The sequence below is a fragment of the Paenarthrobacter nitroguajacolicus genome (genome assembly GCF_029952445.1).
In the GTDB taxonomy this organism is placed as follows: Bacteria; Actinomycetota; Actinomycetes; order Actinomycetales; family Micrococcaceae; genus Arthrobacter; species Arthrobacter nitroguajacolicus_B.
Genome location: NZ_JAQPPK010000031.1, coordinates 20,445 through 39,262, shown reverse-complemented (window position 1 = coordinate 39,262; position 18,818 = coordinate 20,445). Strand labels below are relative to the sequence as shown.

The following is an 18,818-nucleotide window of genomic DNA, read 5'->3' as shown; positions in this document are numbered from 1 at the left end:
TTGGGCCACCACGCACGAAAAGGGGCGGGGTCACCATCACGGTGACCCCGCCCCTTTTCGCGCGTGGTGGCCCGGGTCAGGGGCGCAGCGTAACGGGACGACGGCGGCCGTCCACTTCGGTGGTCGGCCAGCGTTCATCTACCGTCAAGACCCGCACGCCGGAATCCGTGAGCAGCACCGTATCCTCGATCTTGACCCCGGGCCCTGACGGGTTCCAGGTGAAGGGCTGGTTGAGGACGATGGTGTCCGTGACCTCTGCCGTCACGCGGGGATCGCGGCCCGCGTATCCGGCGGGTCCGCCCTGGTGATGGAGGGTCCACTGATCCTCGCCGAAACCGTGCCGGGCGTAGGAATGCTGGATTTCCCTGAAGACCTGGTTGAGCCTGGCCCCTGGAACCGTGGCCCGGAAGATGTCGGCCTCCACCGCTGCGATGCGGGCTTCGGCGTCGAGCTCCTCCGGGGAGCCGGCGTCGAACGCGACCCAGCGGGTGACATTGGCAACCAGGCCGTTCCGGCGGGCGCACACCACAGCCATGGCGCGGCGTCCGATGGCGGCGTGAGTAGCCAGGGGATGGCGGAAGCCGCTGCGGCCGGCACCGTTGCAGAGCAGGACGAGGGGCTCGGCTCCCACCGCCACGATGCGGGCCGCGAGGTCCGAGACCAGCTGGAATTCCGTGGTTTCAGGGGTCGCTGCCTTGAGGACATCCGTCATGGCTGCCGCTGCGTCGGCGGACAGGGAGGCATAGCGGGCAGCTTCGGCTGGCAAGAGCTGTTGGCGGGCGGCCCGCAGTTCGGTGGTGACGGCAGCTTCCACCAGCGGATCACCGTCCAGCGCCAGCTTCGACGCGGCAGCGTGCAACTGGCCGTTCCACGGTACCGTGTCCAGGCTGACCCCCTCCGGCAGCTCCTCCGCGGCAATCCTCTCGGCCTCGTTGTTGAACGTCACCAGGTGGTCGCCGGCACGGTCCACCAGGAGGGCGGCGATGGGGTCGCCGGCCAGGCTGATGTGGACCCGGCTGCCGTCCAGGTACCAGGTGAGGGCCGTATTGGAGGTGAGCAACAGTGAGTCGCGTCCGGCGGCGTCCAGGATGTCCAGGACGCGTTGGCGCTTGACGGCGCGGTCGGCAACGTTGCCTGCAGCGGTGCCGGCTGGCACCGGTATGGACTGGTCCCCTGTGGCTCGGGTAGGTGTGGATTGAGTCGGTATGGTCATGCCGGTTCCCCCAAAGTAGTGATGAGCTGTTCAATGTCTTGTGTCGCCAGGAAACCGTCCGCGATCAGCACTCTCACGCTCCGGTGGACGGGGTAGCCGGGCTCGGTGGCCACAGGGCTGTCCCACGCCAGCGAGAGTCCCACCCCGGGGTAGCCCTCATGCCGCACGAACCAAGGGTCCGGTGCCTGCGGCGAGGCCAGGAACACAAGTGTTGCCGGATGGCCCAGCCCGGTACCGCCGGCGAGCGACGGCGCGTCGTCAGGACCGGCGTCGAACGTTCCTGACCAGGCCAGCCATGGCGCGATGCTGCCATGCACCGCGTCCTCGCCGCGCATCTCCGGAGTCCAGATAGTGGCGTCGGCAACCTTGGGCAGGCGCCAGAAGAAGCCGCCATAACCGCCCTGCGGCCGTCCGTTCGAACCCGGGCTCCCCAGCAGCACGGGTCGTCCCGTGGCCGATTCCAGCGTGAAGTCCAGCGTGAGTTGCCACGTCGAACTTCCGACGGCGGCCCATCTCCAGACGCGCTGTTCGCGGAGTACTGGTGATTGGTCGGGGCCGATCCAGCTCAGCTGCTCCTGCCTGTACCCGTCGCCCTGTTCCGCGGATTCGGTGACGATCCTGCCGTGGTCCTTGCGCCAGACGTACATCCCGGCGTCTCGGGTGTAGGTGCGGCCGCCCCAGAAGTTGATCCCGTCCACGTCCTGCAGGGCCACTCCTGCCCCCAAATGCCAGACGTGGTCTTCCGGGACATGGTCGGTGACCACTGTGCCGCCAAGTGTCCGCACGGGATGGAGGTAGGGCCGCGGAGATGATGTGGGACGGATGTGCGTCCCGTCCTGAACGGTGGCAACGAGCGTGCCGTTGACGGTGAATCCAGGCGTTTCGGAGGACGTCCCAGGTTCAATGAGCGCTCCGGGTTCAGCGAAAGCTCCGAGTTCAGCAAAAGTGGCCTGGCCCAACGCGGCCCGGCGAATCAAGGAGCCGATGCCCTTCACCACGGCGTGGGCATCGTCCCCGACGCCCTCCCACACAATGAACGCGGAAGGTATAGCGCGGGGTGCATCCGCCGTTCGGATTGCTTCGAGCACCGTCACGTAGGCCCCGGATCCGCTCAGGGGACTGAGCAGGTCCGCTTCACTGCGCGCAGCCAAGAGGTTTTCAAGGAGGTCTGTCCGCCCGAATGTTTCCTCGCGGATTCCTTGCGGCGTGGTGATCTCCACACGGTCTTCCGTGTAGTACAGCGTCAGCTGGCCCAGGGTGCCATGGACGGTGACGGTCGGCGCGGACTGAACGAGCGCGCTGAGTGTCAGCGCGCAGGTCAGCACCATGCCGTTTTCCGTCCGAACCCTCACCACAGAGGTGTCATCGCTTTCGGTGTCGTTGGCTCGGTAAAGATCAGTGTCAACGGAGTGCACGTGGTCCACAGTCCGTGCCCCGGCCAGCCGTAGCCCGGTGGCCACCGCGTGCGCCAAAGCATTGGTGGCTACGCCATCCACCACGTCCGTTCCATTGAGGCTGCGCTTGCCTGCCCAGCGGGAACGCTTGAAGTAGGCCTTGTTCCGCAACCACATCCCCGTGGCGCTGATACCCCGGACCTCGCCTATCGCGCCGGACGCCACCAGTTCGTCCATGGCAGGCAGTGCGTCCGAGCCCAGGCTTTGGAAGCCCACTTGAACCAAGCAGCCGGCGTTGGCGGCAGCCGCCATGACTTCCTGGTACTGGGCCATGGACGCGACCGGTGGCTTTTCCAGGTAGACGTTTGCCCCGGCTTCGATGGCGGCAAGGGCCAGGGGAGCATGGGTTTGGATCGGCGTGGAAATGATAACGACGTCCGGTGTGGGGCCGGCCGCGAGGAGCTCGTCGAGGGAAGCGTAAACCGCTACGTTCGTGGCAAGCGTGCCCTCGGCAGGGGGTTGCGGATCGGCGACAGCCACCAGCTCCAGGACGCCGGCGGCAGTGAGGCGGTCCAGGTTTTCCAGGTGGCGCTCGCCGAAGCCGTGCACACCCACCAAAGCGATGCGGGGAAGCCGGGGCTGGGCCTCAAGGGTGTTGCTGGTTGAGGGTTGTGTCATGAGTCTGTCCTAGTGCGGTCAGGTACGGGTGGATTGATGGGGTGCCGGGGCTGCAGGGCAGAGGCGAGGAACGCTGCCGCTTCCTCCTGCATGGCCGGGGTGAAAACGTGGGGTTCCTGCCAGAAGCTGCCGGTGTACTGGCCGCTTGGTGACTGACCGGCTGGCAAGTGCCCGGTTAACAACTGGCCGGTCGGCGACTGCCCGGACAGGTACGCATGGGCGTCGCGCATTCCCTGCTCCGGGAAGAGGGGATCGTCCAAGGCGTATTGGACAAGCACCCGCGCCTCGGACCGCTTGGCCAGATCCGGCCAATCGCCGAGCCTGGTGAGGCCGGGGGAGTGCAGCAGCCAGGAATGCGCGTCCAGGTAGGCAGGCAGCAGCGAGGCGAAGGTGGTCATCATGCACGTCACCACATAGCTGCGGATCAGTGGGCTCAGGGCTGCAAGCACCAAAGCCCTGCCGCCACCGCCGGAAAAACCCAGGCAACCCAGGCGCCCCGCGTCCACTCCAGGAAGCGCGGCGAGGACCGACAACGCCGCGAGGTCGTCATGCGCGACGGTCCCGGCGACGCTGCTGCCCACTAGGGCCGCCGCTTTGGCCGCCGTTTCTTCGTGCGCCGCCGCTGCTGCGTCGTAGCGTTCGGGCGCGGAAGGTTCGACGCCGGCCTGCCGCCACAGTGCCTCCTGGCCGTTCATGACGCCGGCGGTCCGCCACGGTAGCGGATCCAAACGGAACCGGCGGCTGCCCCACATGAAGGCGTCGTGTGCAAGGACTGCGAAGCCTTGTTGGGCGAGCCACGTGGCGAGTGCCCGGCCGCCGTAAAGCCTTGCCCGTTCCTCCAAAGGCGGCATTACGGCCCCGGTTCCACCGGATTCGTCGGGGAGGGCCACCAACCGCTCGGCACCGTAATACTTGATCCCGCCGTGGCAGTGCAGGGCGAGCAGCGCCGGAAGTGGGCCGGTTGCGCCCGCGGGACGCACGAACCAAGCCGACGTCCGGGGCCCGAAGCCCAATTGCCAGGACAGGAACGAGGTGATGACGCCGTCGTGCTTCTTCTCCCAGTGCACCGTGTACTCAACGTTTGGCGGGGACCCGAGGTCGGCGGGGACGCCCGGAACCCCCAATGCGTCGGCAAGTTCCTGGCGCGCGTCGGAATCCGCCCTGTGGTGATGCCGTGACATGTATGCCGGCCAGTCTTCGTACCCGCCCAGGGCGCCGGGGCGGGCACGTGGTCCTGCTGCGTCAACTGCGGTCATGGCAGGCGGGGTTGGTGGGAAACAATGGTGTCCTGCCTTGTCGGATCCGAGGGTATGCGAAAGCGCACGCCGGGCTTCTTCAGCGTGGAAAACCGTTTGGAGCGGCTTCATAAGAAAACGCTTTCTCAAAAATTAGCAAAAGGCTGTACATGGGTCAAGAAAACGTTTACTTTGGTACGGAGCCGCAGAAACCGGGACCCGCATCCTGGCACTTCGAAGGGGTAGCGCCAGAGGACCGGCGACGCCTGCAAGGCAAGCACCAACCACACTCGTATTTCCGTGGATGGCCACGATGACCAAAGGAGACCACATGGCCGCATATGAACACGCGGAGACGCCGCAAGGCGCCCGCGGGACGGCGAGGGGGAAACAATGAGCGCTATTGGCGAACTCTCATCGATGACCCGCCGCAAGGGCCCGATGACCAAGGAGGAGAAGAAGGCGAACGGCCGCGACAACAAGGCCGCTTATGTGTTCCTCCTTCCGTGGTTGCTCGGCCTGGCGGTCATCACGGTGGGACCCATGTTCATGTCGTTGTACCTGTCCTTCACGGACTACAACCTCCTGCAGCCACCGGAATGGGTGGGCCTGGATAACTTCGTCCGCATGTTCGGCGATGCCCGGCTCCACAACTCGCTTCGGGTCACGTTCACGTATGTCCTGGTGGGCGTTCCCCTCCAGCTGGCGGTTGCCTTGGTGATTGCCTTGGTCCTCGATAAAGGCCTCCGCGGTTTGCCGTTCTACCGCTCCATCTTCTACTTGCCCTCCCTCCTGGGCGGTTCCGTGGCCGTTGCCATCCTGTGGAAGCAGATCTTCGGCACCACGGGCCTGGTAAACCAGGTGCTGGCAATGATCGGAATCCAGGGTCCGGGCTGGATCTCGGATCCCAACACGGCCCTTGGCTCCATCATCCTGCTTCACGTGTGGACCTTCGGCAGCCCCATGATCATTTTCCTGGCCGGCCTGCGGCAGATCCCGGTTATGTACTACGAGGCAGCAAAGGTCGATGGTGCCACCACGCTCCAGCAGTTCTGGCGGATCACGCTTCCCATGCTGAGCCCCATCATTTTCTTCAACCTGGTACTGCAGATCATTGGTTCGTTCCAGTCGTTTACTCAGGCGTTCATCGTCTCCGGCGGCAATGGCGGTCCATCCGACTCCACCATGTTCTTCACCCTGTACCTTTACCAAAAGGGCTTCGGCCAGTTTGATATGGGCTACGCCTCAGCGATGGCCTGGTTCCTGCTGGTCATCATCGGTGTCTTCACTGCCATCAACTTCATCGCTTCAAAGTATTGGGTGTTCTACGATGACTAAACTCCAGACCCTCCCCGCTGCCGGTGGCGATTCCGCCGCAAAGTCCGGCAAGAGCCCGCGCCGGCGTGAATCCCGTGGCAATCTGGCTTTCAGCCGCAGTGCCCGCATCAAGGGCCTGATCAAGCACGCCATCCTGATCATCGTCGGTGGCGTGATGATCTACCCGCTGCTGTGGATGGTGATTTCCTCCCTGCGTCCGAACGACCTCATTTTCCGCGAGCCCGGCCTGTGGCTGAACAACCTGGAAATGAGCAACTACACGGACGGCTGGTCGGCGCTGACCCACCCGTTCGGGCATTACATGATCAACTCGGCGATCGTGGTCCTGGGCTCTATCGTGGGCAACCTGGTGTCCTGTTCCATGGCCGCATACGCGTTCGCCCGCCTGCAGTTCACCGGCAAGAAGCTGTTCTTCGGCATCATGCTGCTGACCATCATGCTCCCGTTCCACGTGATCATCGTGCCCCAGTACATACTGTTCTCGCAGATCGGCTGGGTGAATACGTTCTGGCCGCTGATTGTGCCCAAGCTGCTGGCCACGGACGCGTTCTTCGTCTTCCTGATGGTCCAGTTCATCCGCGGCATTCCCAAGGACCTGGACGAAGCAGCCCGCATCGATGGCGCAGGGCACCCCAGGATCTTCCTGCGGGTTATCCTGCCGCTGATGGTGCCGGCCCTGGCAACCACCACCATCTTCACGTTCATCTGGACCTGGAATGACTTCTTCGGGGCGCTGATCTACCTGACCGACCCGGATATGTTCACTGTTCCGGTTGCCCTGCGCGCGTTCGTGGACTCGCAGTCGGCCACCAGTTGGGGATCACTCTTCGCCATGTCCATCGTGTCCTTGCTGCCCGTCTTCCTGGTGTTCCTCTTCGGCCAGAGGTTCCTCATCAAGGGCATCGCAACTACCGGTATCAAGTAGCCGCATCAAGTATCTTGTATTACAAGAATGTGACTTGTACCATAAATTCAACGCAAGAAAACGCTTTCCCGCCAATCGCATCGCATCAGGATCAACGAAGATCGGAGACATCAGTGCCCGCAAATCCAGAGGGTGAAGCAGTCGCCCCCGCCGCAACATCAACAGGAGGTCCCTTGGTTTCCAAGGCCAAACGCACCAAGCGCAAGCTCCGTGCCTCTGCCCTGATCGCCGCCACGGCCGCCGCGGTCCTCGCACTCACCGCCTGTGGCGGTGGTTCGGAACCGAAGAGCGCAGACGGCAAGGTGGAGCTTCGCTTCTCCTGGTGGGGTGGGGACCAGCGGGCCAAGCTGACCCAGGAAGCCATCAAGGCCTTCGAGGCCGAGAACCCGAACATCACTGTCAAAGCGGAGTTCGGCGACTGGTCCGGCTATTGGGACAAGCTGGCAACGCAAGTAGCGGCCAACGACGCTCCCGACATCATCCAGATGGACGAAAAGTACATCACCGAGTACTCCACCCGCGGCGCGCTGCTCGATCTTTCAAAGTACAAGATCGATACGTCCAAGATGGACGAAGCCGCGCTGAACGCGGGCAAGGGGGAGAAGGGCCTCACGGGTATCGCGGCAGGCATCAACGCCGCCACTATCCTGGCCAACCCGGCCGTGTTCCAAGCTGCCGGAGTGCCAATGCCGGACGACAAAACCTGGACCTGGGATGACTTCGAAAGGATCGCTGCCGAGGTGACGGCCAAGTCTCCCAAGGGTACGTACGGTGCCGCGGCCTACGGTACGGATGAGGCTTCCCTTGGAGTGTGGCTGCGCCAGAACGGCAAGTCGCTGTACACCCAGGACGGCAAGCTCGGCTTCGAGCCCTCCGACATCAAGGACTACTGGGAATTCCTGAAGGACATGAGCGACAAGAAGGCCGTTCCGTCGGCGTCGGAAATCGTTGAAGCCGAAGCCGCACCGCTGGACCAGAGTGGCCTGGCGACCGGCAAGAACGGCATGGCGTTCTGGTGGTCCAACCAGCTCCCCGCTTTGGAGAAGGCGGCGGGTGGCGAACTCCAGATCCTCCGCTTCCCGTCGAAGACCGGCAAGGCTGACGACGCCGGGCTCTGGTACAAGGCCTCGCAGTTCTGGTCTGCGTCATCGCGGTCCAAGCACCCTGAAGAAGCTGCCAAGTTCATCGACTTCCTGACCAACAACGTCAAGGCCGGCGAGATTCTCCTGGCAGACCGCGGCGTCTACCCGAACTCCGATGTTCGCGAAGCGATCGCACCCAAGCTCGCCAAGGCTGACGTGAAGGTAGTGGACTTCATTGACTCCATCAAGGACGAGCTCGGGGATGCGCCGGCCGCTCCGCCCAAGGGCGCCGGTGCCATCCAGGAAATCATCAAGCGGTACACCTCGGAGGTCATGTTCAACAGGCTTTCGGCAGAAGAAGCCGGCAAGAAGGCTGTGGACGAAATGAAGTCCGCCATCAGTTAGCTCCTTCAAACAGGCAAAGCGCCCCGGGTTGGTCATTCGTGACCGGCCCGGGGCGCTTCTTTTTTGTGCCGGTCAGCTTTCCGCGATGACGGCCACGGCTCCGGCGGGGACAACGCCACTGAAACGCGCGCCGCTGAGGAGGTCCTCGCCGTCGGCCTTTACTGTGGCGTCCTCGCGGCTGTGGTTGATGGCGAACAGGAAGGTGCGGCCGTCGTCGGCTGTGCGCCGCGAGAGTTCGACGCCGGTGGATGCCTCGGTCGCCGACCTCACCCCGGCTTCTTCCACGAGTCGGGCGGTCAACCCATCGATTCCCGCGGCGTCCGGGAGCGTTGCGAGGTACCAGGCCGAACCCGCCCCCACGCTGCGCCGGGTCAAGGCCGGGACTCCCTCCAAGGGATAGCCGGTGAACGTCGCCTCCACCCGGGTATCCGGTCCTGCGTGAACGTGCTCGCTCCACACTGAGCCCACGGTTCCATCGCTCAGGGTAAGGGTGCCACCGGGGAACAATGGATGGAATTCTTCGCTTCGAATGCCCAGCAGTTCCCGGAAGGCGCCGGGATAACCGCCCAGGCGTACGTGGTCCCGCTCGTCAACGATGCCGCTGAAATAGCTGACCAGAACCGTGGCCCCACCCTTGGCGGCCTCGGCTATTGAGGTGGCGGCCGCGTCCGTGACGGAGTACAGGGTGCACACCAGAATGAGCTCATAACCTGACAAATCCGCTGAGGGATGGACGAAGTCGGTGGTGATTCCGCGGAGGTAGAGCGCGCGGTGGAAAGCGCGCATGGTGTCCAGGTATTTCAGCGAGTTGCTGGGGTGCGAGTCCAGTTCCGAAGCCCACCAGGCCTCGTAGTCGAACACGATCGCCACCTTGGATTCCACCCGCGAGCCCTTGACGGGTTCCAGCCTGGACAAGGCTTGCCCGAGCTCCACCACGTTCCGCCATACCTGTGTATCGCGGCCACCGTGGGGGACCATGGCCGAGTGGAACTTCTCGGATCCTGCCTTGCTTTGCCGCCACTGGAAGAACATCACGGCATCTGCCCCGCGGGCTACGTGCGTGAGTGAGTTGCGCAGCATCTCGCCTGGCATCTTGGGCTGGTTGTGTGGCTGCCAGTTGACCGCCGACGTGGAGTGTTCCATGAGGATCCACGGCGCTCCGCCTGCTACTCCGCGGGTGAGGTCGGCACTGAAGGCGAGTTCGATATGGCGCTCAGGGTCGGCTGCCACCAGGTAGTGGTCATTGGCCACTACGTCCATGTCCTTTGACCAGTCGAAGTAGTCCAGGGTTTTGGTCGCGCTGGACACCATGAAGTTGGTGGCAGCAGGTATGCCCGGCGTGACTTCGCGGAGGACCGCCAGCAATTCGCGGTAGTAGTCCATGAACACCCAGGAATTGAACCGGGCAAAGTCCAGTTGTTGGCCGGGGTTCAGGGTGGTGGGGGCGGCTCCCGGCGGGATGATCTCGTCAAAGGAGGCGTAGTGCTGGGACCAAAATGCCGTGCCCCAGGACTCGTTGAGTTCCTCGATGGAGCTGTAGCGGCGGGTGAGCCAGGACCTGAACGCGGCGGCGTCTTCCTCTCCGTGGAACTCGCCCACGTGGCAGCCGAGTTCGTTGTCGACGTGCCAGAGCGCCAGGGCGGGGTGGTCCTTGTAGCGTTCGGCGATCACGCGCGTCATGGTGGTGGCGTACCTGCGGTACACGGTTGACGACGGCGTGTAGTGGCGTCGCGAGCCCCGCTCAAGTTTGGTGCCTTCCGCAGTGACGGGCAGGATTTCGGGGTATTTGCGGGCAAGCCAGGCCGGGGGAGAAGCGGTGGCCGTGGCGAGGGCCACCTTGATGCCGGCGCCATGGAGGTTGTCCAGGACATCGTCCAACCAGCCGAAATCGTAATTTCCCTCGGTGGGTTCCAGTAGGCCCCAGGAGAAGATTCCGACGCTCAGGAAGTTGACGCCGGCTTCCTTCATCAGCTCGATGTCTTCGAGCCGCACATGCTCCGGCCACTGTTCCGGGTTGTAGTCCCCGCCATATGCCAAGCCGTCCAAGCTGTTCCAAACCGAAGGACGGTGGGGGGTATCGGGAGAGGTCATGGGGACTCCTTCGTCGGGTTGGTGGTTCTTGCTGGAAGTCACGGGCGGAAGGGCAGGAAGACCCGGGCTTTGGAAAACGCTTGCCGAGACTGTCCAATAAGGATATTGTATCGATTCAGAACGAGTGTAAGCGAGATCACTGCCACGTTGCAGAACCCCGGACAGCTTGCACCAACTGAGCAAGGAGGCTCTCATGATCGATAGAAGGAAATTCCTCACCACCGTGGCTCTCGGCACTGCATCTGCCGCGTTCCTCTCAGCCTGTGGTGGCCAGTCCTCGTCCTCCGGCCAAACCGGTTCCGCGGACAAGCCCGTCACCATCACCTACACCTGGTGGGGCAATGACGACCGGGCAGAACGCACCCGGAAGGCCATCGCACTTTTCGAAACCAAGAACCCGGACATCAAAGTCAACGGCAACTTCTCCGACTTCGCAGGCTACTGGCAGAAGCGCGCCACCGAAGCTGCCGGTGGTGGCTTGCCTGACGTCATGCAATGGGATCTGTCCTACCTCCGCGACTACGGCCAGCGGAACCAGCTCCTGGACCTCGGTACGGTCAAGATCAATACGGACGGATTCGACAAATCGCTCCTCCCGTCGGGCCAGATCAAGGGCAAGACGTTCGGCATTCCCACCAGCACGAATGCTTTCGCTGTGTATTACGATCCCGCCAAGCTCGCATCATTGGGTATTGCCGAGCCCGACGGATCGTGGAACTACAAGGAGTTCAACGCCTTCCTGGCCGAGGTTGGCCAAAAGGGCAATGGCACACTGTTCGGCGGCACCGATTACACCGGTGTCTGGTGGAACTTCAACATCTGGCTGCGGCAGAACAACATCAAGGCCTTCACCGACGAGGGAAAGCTTGGTTTCTCCAAGGACGACCTCAAGAAGTGGTGGAACCTCAGCGCAAACCTGCGCGGTACGGGCGCGATCGTTGGCGAAGACAAGACCACCCAGTTGCTGCCCAAGTCCCCGTTCGGCTCCAACGTCACGGCAACGGAAGTCACGTGGGACAACTTCATGGCCGGCTACCTGGCAGACAGCGGAGCCAAGGAACTGAAGCTTGTGCCGGTTCCTTCCGATGAACCGGACAACCTGGGCCTGTTCCTCAAGCCCTCCATGTTGATGGTGGCCAGCGCCAAGACCAAGTACAAGGATGCTGCGGCCCGCTTCATCGACTTCATGGTCAACGATCCCGAGGTTGGCCCAGATCTTCAAGACCTCCCGCGGCGTTCCGGCGTCGAAGACCCAGCGCGACGGCACCACGTTCGAAGGCACCGACAAGTTGGTGGTGGATTACGAGAAGTCTATCGAGAAGTACCTCAAGGATGCTCCCGAGCCGCCCATCGTCGGCTTCGGCACGCTTGAATCAACCTTCAAGCGCGTCAGCTCTGACCTGAATTACGGCAAGTTGACCATCGACGGCGCGGCTGATGCGTGGTTCAAGGAAGCCGAAGACCTCATCAAGCAGAACGCCTGATCAGGCCACCGTGTCTGATACGGCTTTCCCAACTGACGGACTGATCTTGTGACTCAAAGCCCAACCCTGAGCAGGCGCTCCCAGTCGTCCGCTCCCTCGCAGCCGCGCAAGTCGCGGCGGCGGGGGGCGGACGCCCGCGCCGGCTATACCTTCCTGTTGCCTTGGCTGCTGGGATTCATCGCCCTGACCGTAGGCCCGATGATTTCCTCGCTGTACCTCTCCTTCACCAACTACAACCTGTTTGACGCCCCCAAATGGATTGGCCTGGACAACTACACCACCCTTTTCCAGGACGAACGGTTCCTGCAGTCGGTGGGCGTGACCCTGAACTACGTGGTGGTCGGAACTCCTTTGAAGCTCGCCGCGGCCTTGGCGGTCGCGATGCTCCTCAACAGCAAGCGAAAAGGCCAAGGCTTCTACAGGTCAGCGTTCTACGCGCCGTCGCTTATCGGGGCCAGCGTCTCCATCGCCATCGTATGGAAAGCCATGTTCGGCGATTCCGGGCCTGTGGACCAAGGATTGTCGTTCTTCGGCATCAACCTCGGCGGTTGGGTGGGCAACCCCAACATGACCATGGGCATGATGATCCTTTTGACGGTGTGGCAGTTCGGCGCGCCGATGGTGATCTTCCTGGCGGGCCTCAAGCAGATCCCCGCGGATCTTTACGAGGCAGCGTCCATGGACGGCGCCGGCCCCGTCCGGAAATTCCTGAACATTACCTGGCCCATGCTTTCCCCGGTGATCTTCTTCAACCTGCTGATGGAAACCATCCACGCCTTCCAGATTTTCGCTTCGGCTTACATCATCTCCAACGGTGAAGGCGGCCCCGCCGGCTCCACACTCTTCTATACCCTCTACCTGTACTTGCGCGGTTTCAGCGATTTCCGGATGGGCTACGCCTCGGCCATGGCCTGGCTCCTGGTGATTGTGGTCGGCATCATCACGCTGATCTTCTTCAAGACCTCCAAGTCCTGGGTCCACTACAGCGGTGATTCGAAATGACAACCACGGCAACTCCCGTCCAATCCACGCCCGGCACCACGTCCGCGGATTACAACCCGAAGTCCGAGTCCGTCACGGCCAAGCGCATCAAGAGCGCCATCTTCCACATCGTTGCCCTGGCACTGGTGGCGATGGTCCTCTACCCGGCCCTGTGGATGATCGCGTCCGCCTTCAAGCCGAACTCGGAAATCGGCGGCGCCAACAACGCGCTCTGGTCCAGCAACTTCAGCTTCGACAACTTCGCCACCGCCATGGACGGCATCGGTGGGGTCTCCACGCTGACGTTCTTCACCAACTCCCTGATCCTTGCCGTGGGCGCTGTTGTGGGCACTGTCTTATCAGCCAGCGTCTCGGCCTACGCGTTCGCCAGGATCAACTTTCCCGGACGCGGCCTGTTCTTCGGCATGATGATCGCCACCCTGCTCCTGCCATTCCACGTGGTGATCATCCCGCAGTACATCGTGTTCCAGCAGCTGGGCTTGGTGGACACTTACGTCCCGTTGCTGATCGGTAAGTTCCTGGCCGCCGACGCGTTCTTTGTCTTCCTCATGGTCCAGTTCATGCGGGGCCTGCCGGCTGAACTCGATGAAGCGGCGCGCATCGACGGCGCAGGACACGTGAGGATTTTCAGGTCCATCATGCTTCCACTGATGAAGCCGGCCCTGATTTCCACGTCCATCTTTTCCTTCATCTGGAGCTGGAACGACTTCCTGGGGCCGCTTCTCTACCTGAACACACCGGAAAAGTACCCGTTGCCCTTGGCGCTGCGCCTCTTTGTGGACCAGACACAGTCCTCGGACTACGGGGCCATGATCGCGATGTCGGTCCTGGCGCTGCTGCCGGTGCTTGTCTTCTTCCTGGTTTTCCAGCGCTACATCGTCGAAGGCGTTTCAACGCAGGGCCTCAAGGGCTAAGGGAGCTACAGGAAATGAGCACCATGGACACCACCGGCACGTCTCAGGCGAAGCCCGGGCTTCCGGTCAACCGCTTTGCGCTGTTCTCCGAAACCATCCTGGCCGGAGTCATCGTCCTCCTCCTTTCCATCCCCCTGGTGACGGCGCCGGCTGCCTACGCGGCCGGCGTCGCGCACCTGGAAAGGCACCTCAGTGGCAGGGATGATTCGCTTCGCAGCATGTGGGGGAATTTCCGCCGTGCGCTTCCCGGCAGCTGGAAGCTGGGAATCACGACGGCGGTGGCCGCCGTCGTGGTTGTCCTGAACCTGCTGCTCGCTTTGGTGGGTCAACTGCCGGGCCGGGCGGCGATCCTGCCGGCCACCATCATCCTGGCTGCCGCCGGGGCTGTGTTCTTCCTGCGCATCACCGCCAATTGGAGCGGGCAGGTGGCATGGTCCGGGGATGCCGACCAGCCGGACGCGCAGGTACCCGACCGCCAGCGCTGGGCCGCAGCGTATGCCGACGCGAAGAATGATGCCGTACGCGACCGGAGCGGCTCATTGCTCCTTCTGGCCGCCGTGATCATGGCCGTGGTGTTCGTTTGGATGCTGCAAGCACTGTTCGTCATTGTTCCGGGAACCCTGATCCTGGCCGCCGCAGCCATCAAAATCCGCTCCCACCGCTGAATCGAGCAGAACTTCCGTGCTGTCGCGCCCCTTTACACGACGAACCACCTCCACCAACTTCCAAGCCCGGCGCTCCGGTTCCCCCGAAACCTGGCACTACCCGTTGCGGCACCACAATTACCGGATTTTTGTGGTCCTCTCCCTGGTGGGAAGCGGGGGCGTGTGGATGCAGCGGCTCGCCCAGGACTGGCTGGTCCTCCAGCTCACGGGAAGCCCGGCCGCTGTTGGATTGGCGGTAGCACTGCAGTTCCTGCCCATGCTGGTGGTGGGACCGGTCAGTGGCTTCCTGGTGGACCTCTTTCCCAAACGCCGTATCCTGGTGGCCTGCCAATCCGTGGCCGTGGTACTGGCTGCCGGGCTCGCCGTTTGGAATGCGATGGGTGGCAGCGATGTCTGGGTTGTCTATGCCTCGTGCATCGCGCTGGGAATCACCAGCGCCATTGACGGTCCTGCCCGGCAGGTCTTCGTCAACGAGGTGGTTGGCGATGCAGGGCTGCCAGCGGCCATCGGGCTGAACAGTGCGATCGGCCAATTGGGTGCCATGGCCGGGCCTGCCCTGGCGGGCGTCGTTATTGCCAAAGCCGGACCTGCCGCCGCTTTCGCAGCCAATGCCTTCCTTGGCGTGGCCGTACTGGTGATGATCGCCGTCATCAAGCCCAGTGAACTTCATCAACCACCGGAAACCCAGGACCCAACGGCCCGAAAAGGGCGGGTACTGGCCGGGTTCCACTTTGTCCGGGCCAGGCCACGGCTCCTGCTGACCATGCTCCTGGCGGGTTTGTTGGGTGCTTTCGGCATGAATGGTCCCGTGGTGCTGGCCGCCTTTGCCGACAGGGTCTGGCACAGCGGTCCGGCCGGTTTCGGCCTGTTCAACACCGTCAGCGCGTTGGGAGCGCTGGCCGGAGCGCTGGTGGCCACCCGCCTGAAGCGTTTTGGCCGGAAGGGGATCGTAGCCAGTGCCGGTCTTTTCGGGCTGACGCAATTGCTTGCCGCAGTGATGCCCACCCAGGAGTCGTTTGTTGTGATGCTCTTGGTGGTGGGTTTCATGACCCTGGTGTTCCTGACCAGCGCGGCCACGGCGGTCCAGCTTGAGGCCGGCACGCATGTCCGGGGGAGGGTCCTGGCCCTCTACTTCCCGCTGCTCCTTGGCGGCCACGCGCTGGGAGGGCTGCTCGCAGGGTGGCTCACCGAGGATTTCGGTGTCAGGACCGGGCTGGTGGTCACTGGCGCCTTGGGCATGGCGTCCGCGGGGGTCATTGGGTTGCTGATGTGGCGGATCGGGCGGGTCAACGCCCCGTGACCAATTCCTCGACCGCCTCCACATCAAGGGTTCCATCACTGATCCAGACGGCGTTGGTTCGGGTCACTGACTCAGCGGCGGCAAGGTCCACGGCCTGTTCCCACGCCAGTGCCGAGCCAACTGCCGGATAGCCGCCGCACCTGACAAACCATGGGTCCGCCGACTCCGCAGGTGCGGCGAACACCAAAGTGGCGGGACCGGCGTCGAACTCTCCCATCCATGCCAGCCACGGAGAAACCGAGCCGTGCACCGCTGCCTCGCCCTCGGCTGTGGAGGAAAAGACGCGGGGTGAGGCGTTGGCCGGTAGCCGCCAGAAGAAACCGCCATAGCCGCTGCCGGTGGCACCGTGCGAGCCCGGGCTGCCCAAAGAGACATCGACGACGGCGGTGAGCCGGGTTTGGATGTCCAGGCGCCACGTGCGGGGGCTGATCACGGCGCGTTCGAAAGTACGGTGTTCGGTCATGAGCAAGCTGCCGTCGGCACCGAACCAGTCCAAGTCCAACGCGGTGCGGTTCTCTTCCCGCGTCACGCCGCCGATTTCGATCCGTCCATGGTCTTGGAGGTCGACGTACTTTCCGGCGCTCCTTCGGTAGCTGCGGCCTCCCCAGAAGTTGCTGCCGTTGACGTCCTGCAGCGCGAAACCAGCGCCGAGGTGCCAGGCGTGGTCTGAAGGAAGGTGGTCTGTCACCACGGTTCCTGCAGGCGTGCTTACCGGGTGGAGGTACGGCCTGGGCGAAAGCTCCGATTCCAGGCGGCTACCGTTCTGCAGTACCGTTTGTGCCCGGAGTACCGTATGGGCCGGGCCGGGGAGGAACAGTGGGTCGGTCGCGGTGCGTCGAGCCCAGGGCAGTCCCAGCTCTGCAAAAGTGGCGTGGGCCCGGGTTGCCCGTTCCAGGGCGTCCCGGATGCCCGGGATCACGGCATGCGCTGCTTCGCCTGTTCCCACCCATTCCACGTCATCAGGGGAGATCGGCTGGGGCGGTTCTGCGGTGCGGATGGCTTCAACCACCCGCATGAACGCCCCACTGTGGTGGAGCGGACTGATCAGTGGGGCGCCGTTGGCCAGGTGCTGGATCAGGTTTTCCGTCAGGTCATCCCGCCCAAAGACCTTGGTGATTTCTCCGGCCTCAGTGGTGACCGAAACGCGGTCCTCCGTGTAGTGGAAAACGGCCGTGCCTTCAGTGCCGTGCAACGTGACATAGGGCTCCACCGACTCGGCCGCGCAAAGGGTGAGCGCGCAGGTGATCGGCAATCCGCCGGCAGTCCGCAGGCGTATCACTGAGGTATCGTCAGCTTCGATGTCGTTCGCCCGGTACAGGTCTGTTTCCACCGAAGCCAGGTCATGGGTTTCGCGCGCTCCGGCGAGGCGCAAGGCCGTTGCGATCGCGTGGGCAAGCGGGTTCGTGGCCACGCCATCCACCACGTCCACACCGTCCAGGCTGCGCTTTCCGGCCCAGCGCGAGCGTTTGTAATAGGCGCGATCCCGGACCCATTGCCCGGTAGCCGAGATGCCCTTCAACGTGCCGATACTTGGGAGCTGAGCCGAGGATTCGCCTGCGACAAGCTTTTCCAGGGCGGCCACCGCATGTGAGCCAAGGCTCTGGAAACCCACCTGGACACTGCGGCCGGACAGGGTGGCTGCCTCCTGGAGGCGCAGGAAATCCGCCATGGAGGCCACGGGAGGTTTCTCAAGATAGAGGTGAGCCTGGGAGGCCAGCACAGACAACGCCAGCGGCGCATGGGTTTGGATGGGCGTTGCCACAATGATGATGTCCGGGCGGTGGCCTGCCGCGAGCAGCTCGTCCAAGGTGCCGTGGACTGCCGTTGTCTCCGGCAATGACCCGGACCCGGGCGGATTAGGGTCTGCCACCGCTACCAGTTCCACTTGGCCCTCGGCAGAGAGCCGCTCGAGGTTGTGCAGGTGGTGGGTGCCGAATCCATGGACTCCAACCAGCGCGATCCTGGCACGTGCAGTGGAGGTTCCGGAGGCGGTCCGCCCGGTCATCGAACTGATCACGGGCTCTATGGAGTGGGTTTCCATGGCTCTCCTTTGCTGGCGCTGCAACGAGGGCGTGTGACGTCGTCGTCGAAGTCGGTACTTGGTCTTCCGGCTGGCTCAGGCTACACCCGGCAAGCGCTTTCCGATTGATGGTCTCATCTAGTGTAACGCCCGGAACCGCGAAATGTAACGATTCAAGAAATGTCCTTGACTCCCGCATCCATGCCGGTCTAAGTTGTCGGGAAAGCGCTTGCTATGTGACGTGGCCCGCTCGGGCCGCTCCCGACTTATTGGCAATGGCGGTTGTTCGCGGCTTATCGCCAATTGCCACCGCCAACCTGGCCGGGCCTGTTCTGCAACGATGGAGAAGGGAGCTGACAATGACGCCTGCTGGATTTGGCGCCCGGGCATATACGTTCTTCGACACCCTGGTGTGGATTGCCTGCCTGAATGTTCTGTGGTTGGTGTTCACCTTTTTGGGAGGAGTCGTCTTCGGGGTGGGGCCGAGCACCGTTGCCGCCCACGTCCTGGTGCGCGCAAGAGTCCGCGGGGATGCCGCGCCACTACTTAAGCGGTTTGCCGGGGAGTACTTCAAGAACTTCGGAAGGGGCAATGCCCTGGGGCTTCCGGTGTTGGTGGTAGGTGCGGCGCTCACCCTGAACTGGGCCTATTTCTCCAGCGGTTGGGACTTGGGTTCGCAAATCGCCTCTGCCGGTATCCTGCTTGCCACCTTGTTCGCCGCGGGGACGATCTGCTACCTCTTCCCCATGTTCGCCCGCTATGAACTCACCGTTCCCCAGTATTTCCTGATGTCTTCCCGCTTTGCCGTGCGCCATCTCGCCGGCACGGTCATCCTCCTGTTCGTCACCGCGGCCGCCGTGTTTGTGTGCCGCTCCGTCCCCGGGCTCATTCCGTTCTTCGGCGTTGGCGCTTGGCTCTACCTGACCGGCTGGCTGTGCGACCGTTTCTTCACCGCCAATGACCAAGCGATGGCCGAATCCGAACCCGCCGTCCAAGCCGGGCGTGCGCCGGGTGTCGGCGCCAACAGCCCCACTGCCGGGTCGAAGGAGGCGAGCCTTGTCTGACGCCGATC

The 18,818-nt window shown here is 63.3% G+C and carries 13 protein-coding genes and 1 pseudogene; 9 read left to right on the top strand and 5 right to left on the bottom strand.

The window, feature by feature from the left end:
- Nucleotides 1-76: 76 nt before the first annotated feature.
- Genes PJL15_RS19095 through PJL15_RS19085 form a run of 3 tightly spaced genes read right to left on the bottom strand, consistent with a single transcriptional unit; the run spans nt 77 to nt 4,541 of the window.
- A complete protein-coding gene (locus tag PJL15_RS19095; protein ID WP_281452709.1) occupies nt 77-1,213 on the bottom strand; it encodes a M24 family metallopeptidase in 1,137 nt (378 codons plus the stop codon).
- Complete coding sequence (locus PJL15_RS19090) at nt 1,210-3,285, bottom strand: DUF6807 family protein (RefSeq protein WP_281452708.1); 2,076 nt, start codon at nt 3,283-3,285, stop codon at nt 1,210-1,212. The genes PJL15_RS19095 and PJL15_RS19090 overlap by 4 nt, the downstream gene beginning before the upstream one ends.
- Nucleotides 3,282-4,541 carry a dienelactone hydrolase family protein gene (locus PJL15_RS19085; protein WP_281452707.1) on the bottom strand — a complete coding sequence of 420 codons (1,260 nt, stop codon included), beginning with the start codon at nt 4,539-4,541 and terminating at the stop codon, nt 3,282-3,284. The genes PJL15_RS19090 and PJL15_RS19085 overlap by 4 nt, the downstream gene beginning before the upstream one ends.
- Before the next feature lie 372 nt (nt 4,542-4,913).
- Here PJL15_RS19085 and PJL15_RS19080 point away from each other — a divergent pair, with 372 nt between their 5' ends.
- From PJL15_RS19080 to PJL15_RS19070, 3 genes are all read left to right on the top strand, one after another.
- Nucleotides 4,914-5,858, top strand: coding sequence for a carbohydrate ABC transporter permease (locus PJL15_RS19080; protein ID WP_281452706.1), 945 nt, complete (start codon nt 4,914-4,916; stop codon nt 5,856-5,858).
- Nucleotides 5,851-6,783: a carbohydrate ABC transporter permease gene (locus tag PJL15_RS19075; protein WP_281452705.1), complete on the top strand. Its 933-nt coding sequence runs from the start codon at nt 5,851-5,853 to the stop codon at nt 6,781-6,783. The genes PJL15_RS19080 and PJL15_RS19075 overlap by 8 nt, the downstream gene beginning before the upstream one ends.
- A 113-nt stretch (nt 6,784-6,896) precedes the next feature.
- Nucleotides 6,897-8,270, top strand: a complete 1,374-nt coding sequence (locus PJL15_RS19070; RefSeq protein ID WP_281452704.1) for an ABC transporter substrate-binding protein — start codon at nt 6,897-6,899, stop codon at nt 8,268-8,270.
- Nucleotides 8,271-8,342: 72 nt separating this feature from the next.
- Here the strand turns inward: PJL15_RS19070 and PJL15_RS19065 are convergent, their stop codons facing one another.
- Nucleotides 8,343-10,361, bottom strand: a complete 2,019-nt coding sequence (locus PJL15_RS19065; protein WP_281452703.1) for a beta-galactosidase — start codon at nt 10,359-10,361, stop codon at nt 8,343-8,345.
- Between the two features lie 193 nt (nt 10,362-10,554).
- Here PJL15_RS19065 and PJL15_RS19060 point away from each other — a divergent pair.
- The 5 genes and pseudogenes from PJL15_RS19060 to PJL15_RS19035 all read left to right on the top strand — a co-directional run bounded on the left by PJL15_RS19060 (nt 10,555) and on the right by PJL15_RS19035 (nt 15,726).
- Nucleotides 10,555-11,845: pseudogene (locus tag PJL15_RS19060) on the top strand (ABC transporter substrate-binding protein).
- Between the two features lie 48 nt (nt 11,846-11,893).
- On the top strand, nt 11,894-12,847 hold the full coding sequence (locus tag PJL15_RS19050) for a carbohydrate ABC transporter permease (protein ID WP_281452700.1): 954 nt from the start codon (nt 11,894-11,896) through the stop codon (nt 12,845-12,847).
- Entirely contained in the window at nt 12,844-13,761 is a 918-nt protein-coding gene (locus PJL15_RS19045; RefSeq protein ID WP_281452699.1) for a carbohydrate ABC transporter permease, read from the top strand. Before PJL15_RS19050 ends, PJL15_RS19045 begins: the two co-directional genes overlap by 4 nt.
- A 14-nt stretch (nt 13,762-13,775) precedes the next feature.
- On the top strand, nt 13,776-14,426 hold the full coding sequence (locus PJL15_RS19040) for a Poxvirus protein I5 (RefSeq protein WP_432443842.1): 651 nt from the start codon (nt 13,776-13,778) through the stop codon (nt 14,424-14,426).
- Nucleotides 14,427-14,442: 16 nt separating this feature from the next.
- On the top strand, nt 14,443-15,726 hold the full coding sequence (locus tag PJL15_RS19035; protein WP_281452698.1) for an MFS transporter: 1,284 nt from the start codon (nt 14,443-14,445) through the stop codon (nt 15,724-15,726).
- Here PJL15_RS19035 and PJL15_RS19030 read toward each other — a convergent pair.
- Entirely contained in the window at nt 15,713-17,767 is a 2,055-nt protein-coding gene (locus PJL15_RS19030) for a DUF6807 family protein (protein WP_281452697.1), read from the bottom strand. The two genes, PJL15_RS19035 and PJL15_RS19030, sit on opposite strands and share 14 nt — an antisense overlap.
- A gap of 338 nt (nt 17,768-18,105) precedes the next feature.
- On the opposite strand from PJL15_RS19030, the gene PJL15_RS19025 reads away from it, so the two are divergent.
- Nucleotides 18,106-18,810 (top strand): YesL family protein, encoded by a 705-nt coding sequence (locus tag PJL15_RS19025; protein WP_281452696.1) that lies wholly within the window; start codon nt 18,106-18,108, stop codon nt 18,808-18,810.
- Nucleotides 18,811-18,818: the final 8 nt, after the last annotated feature.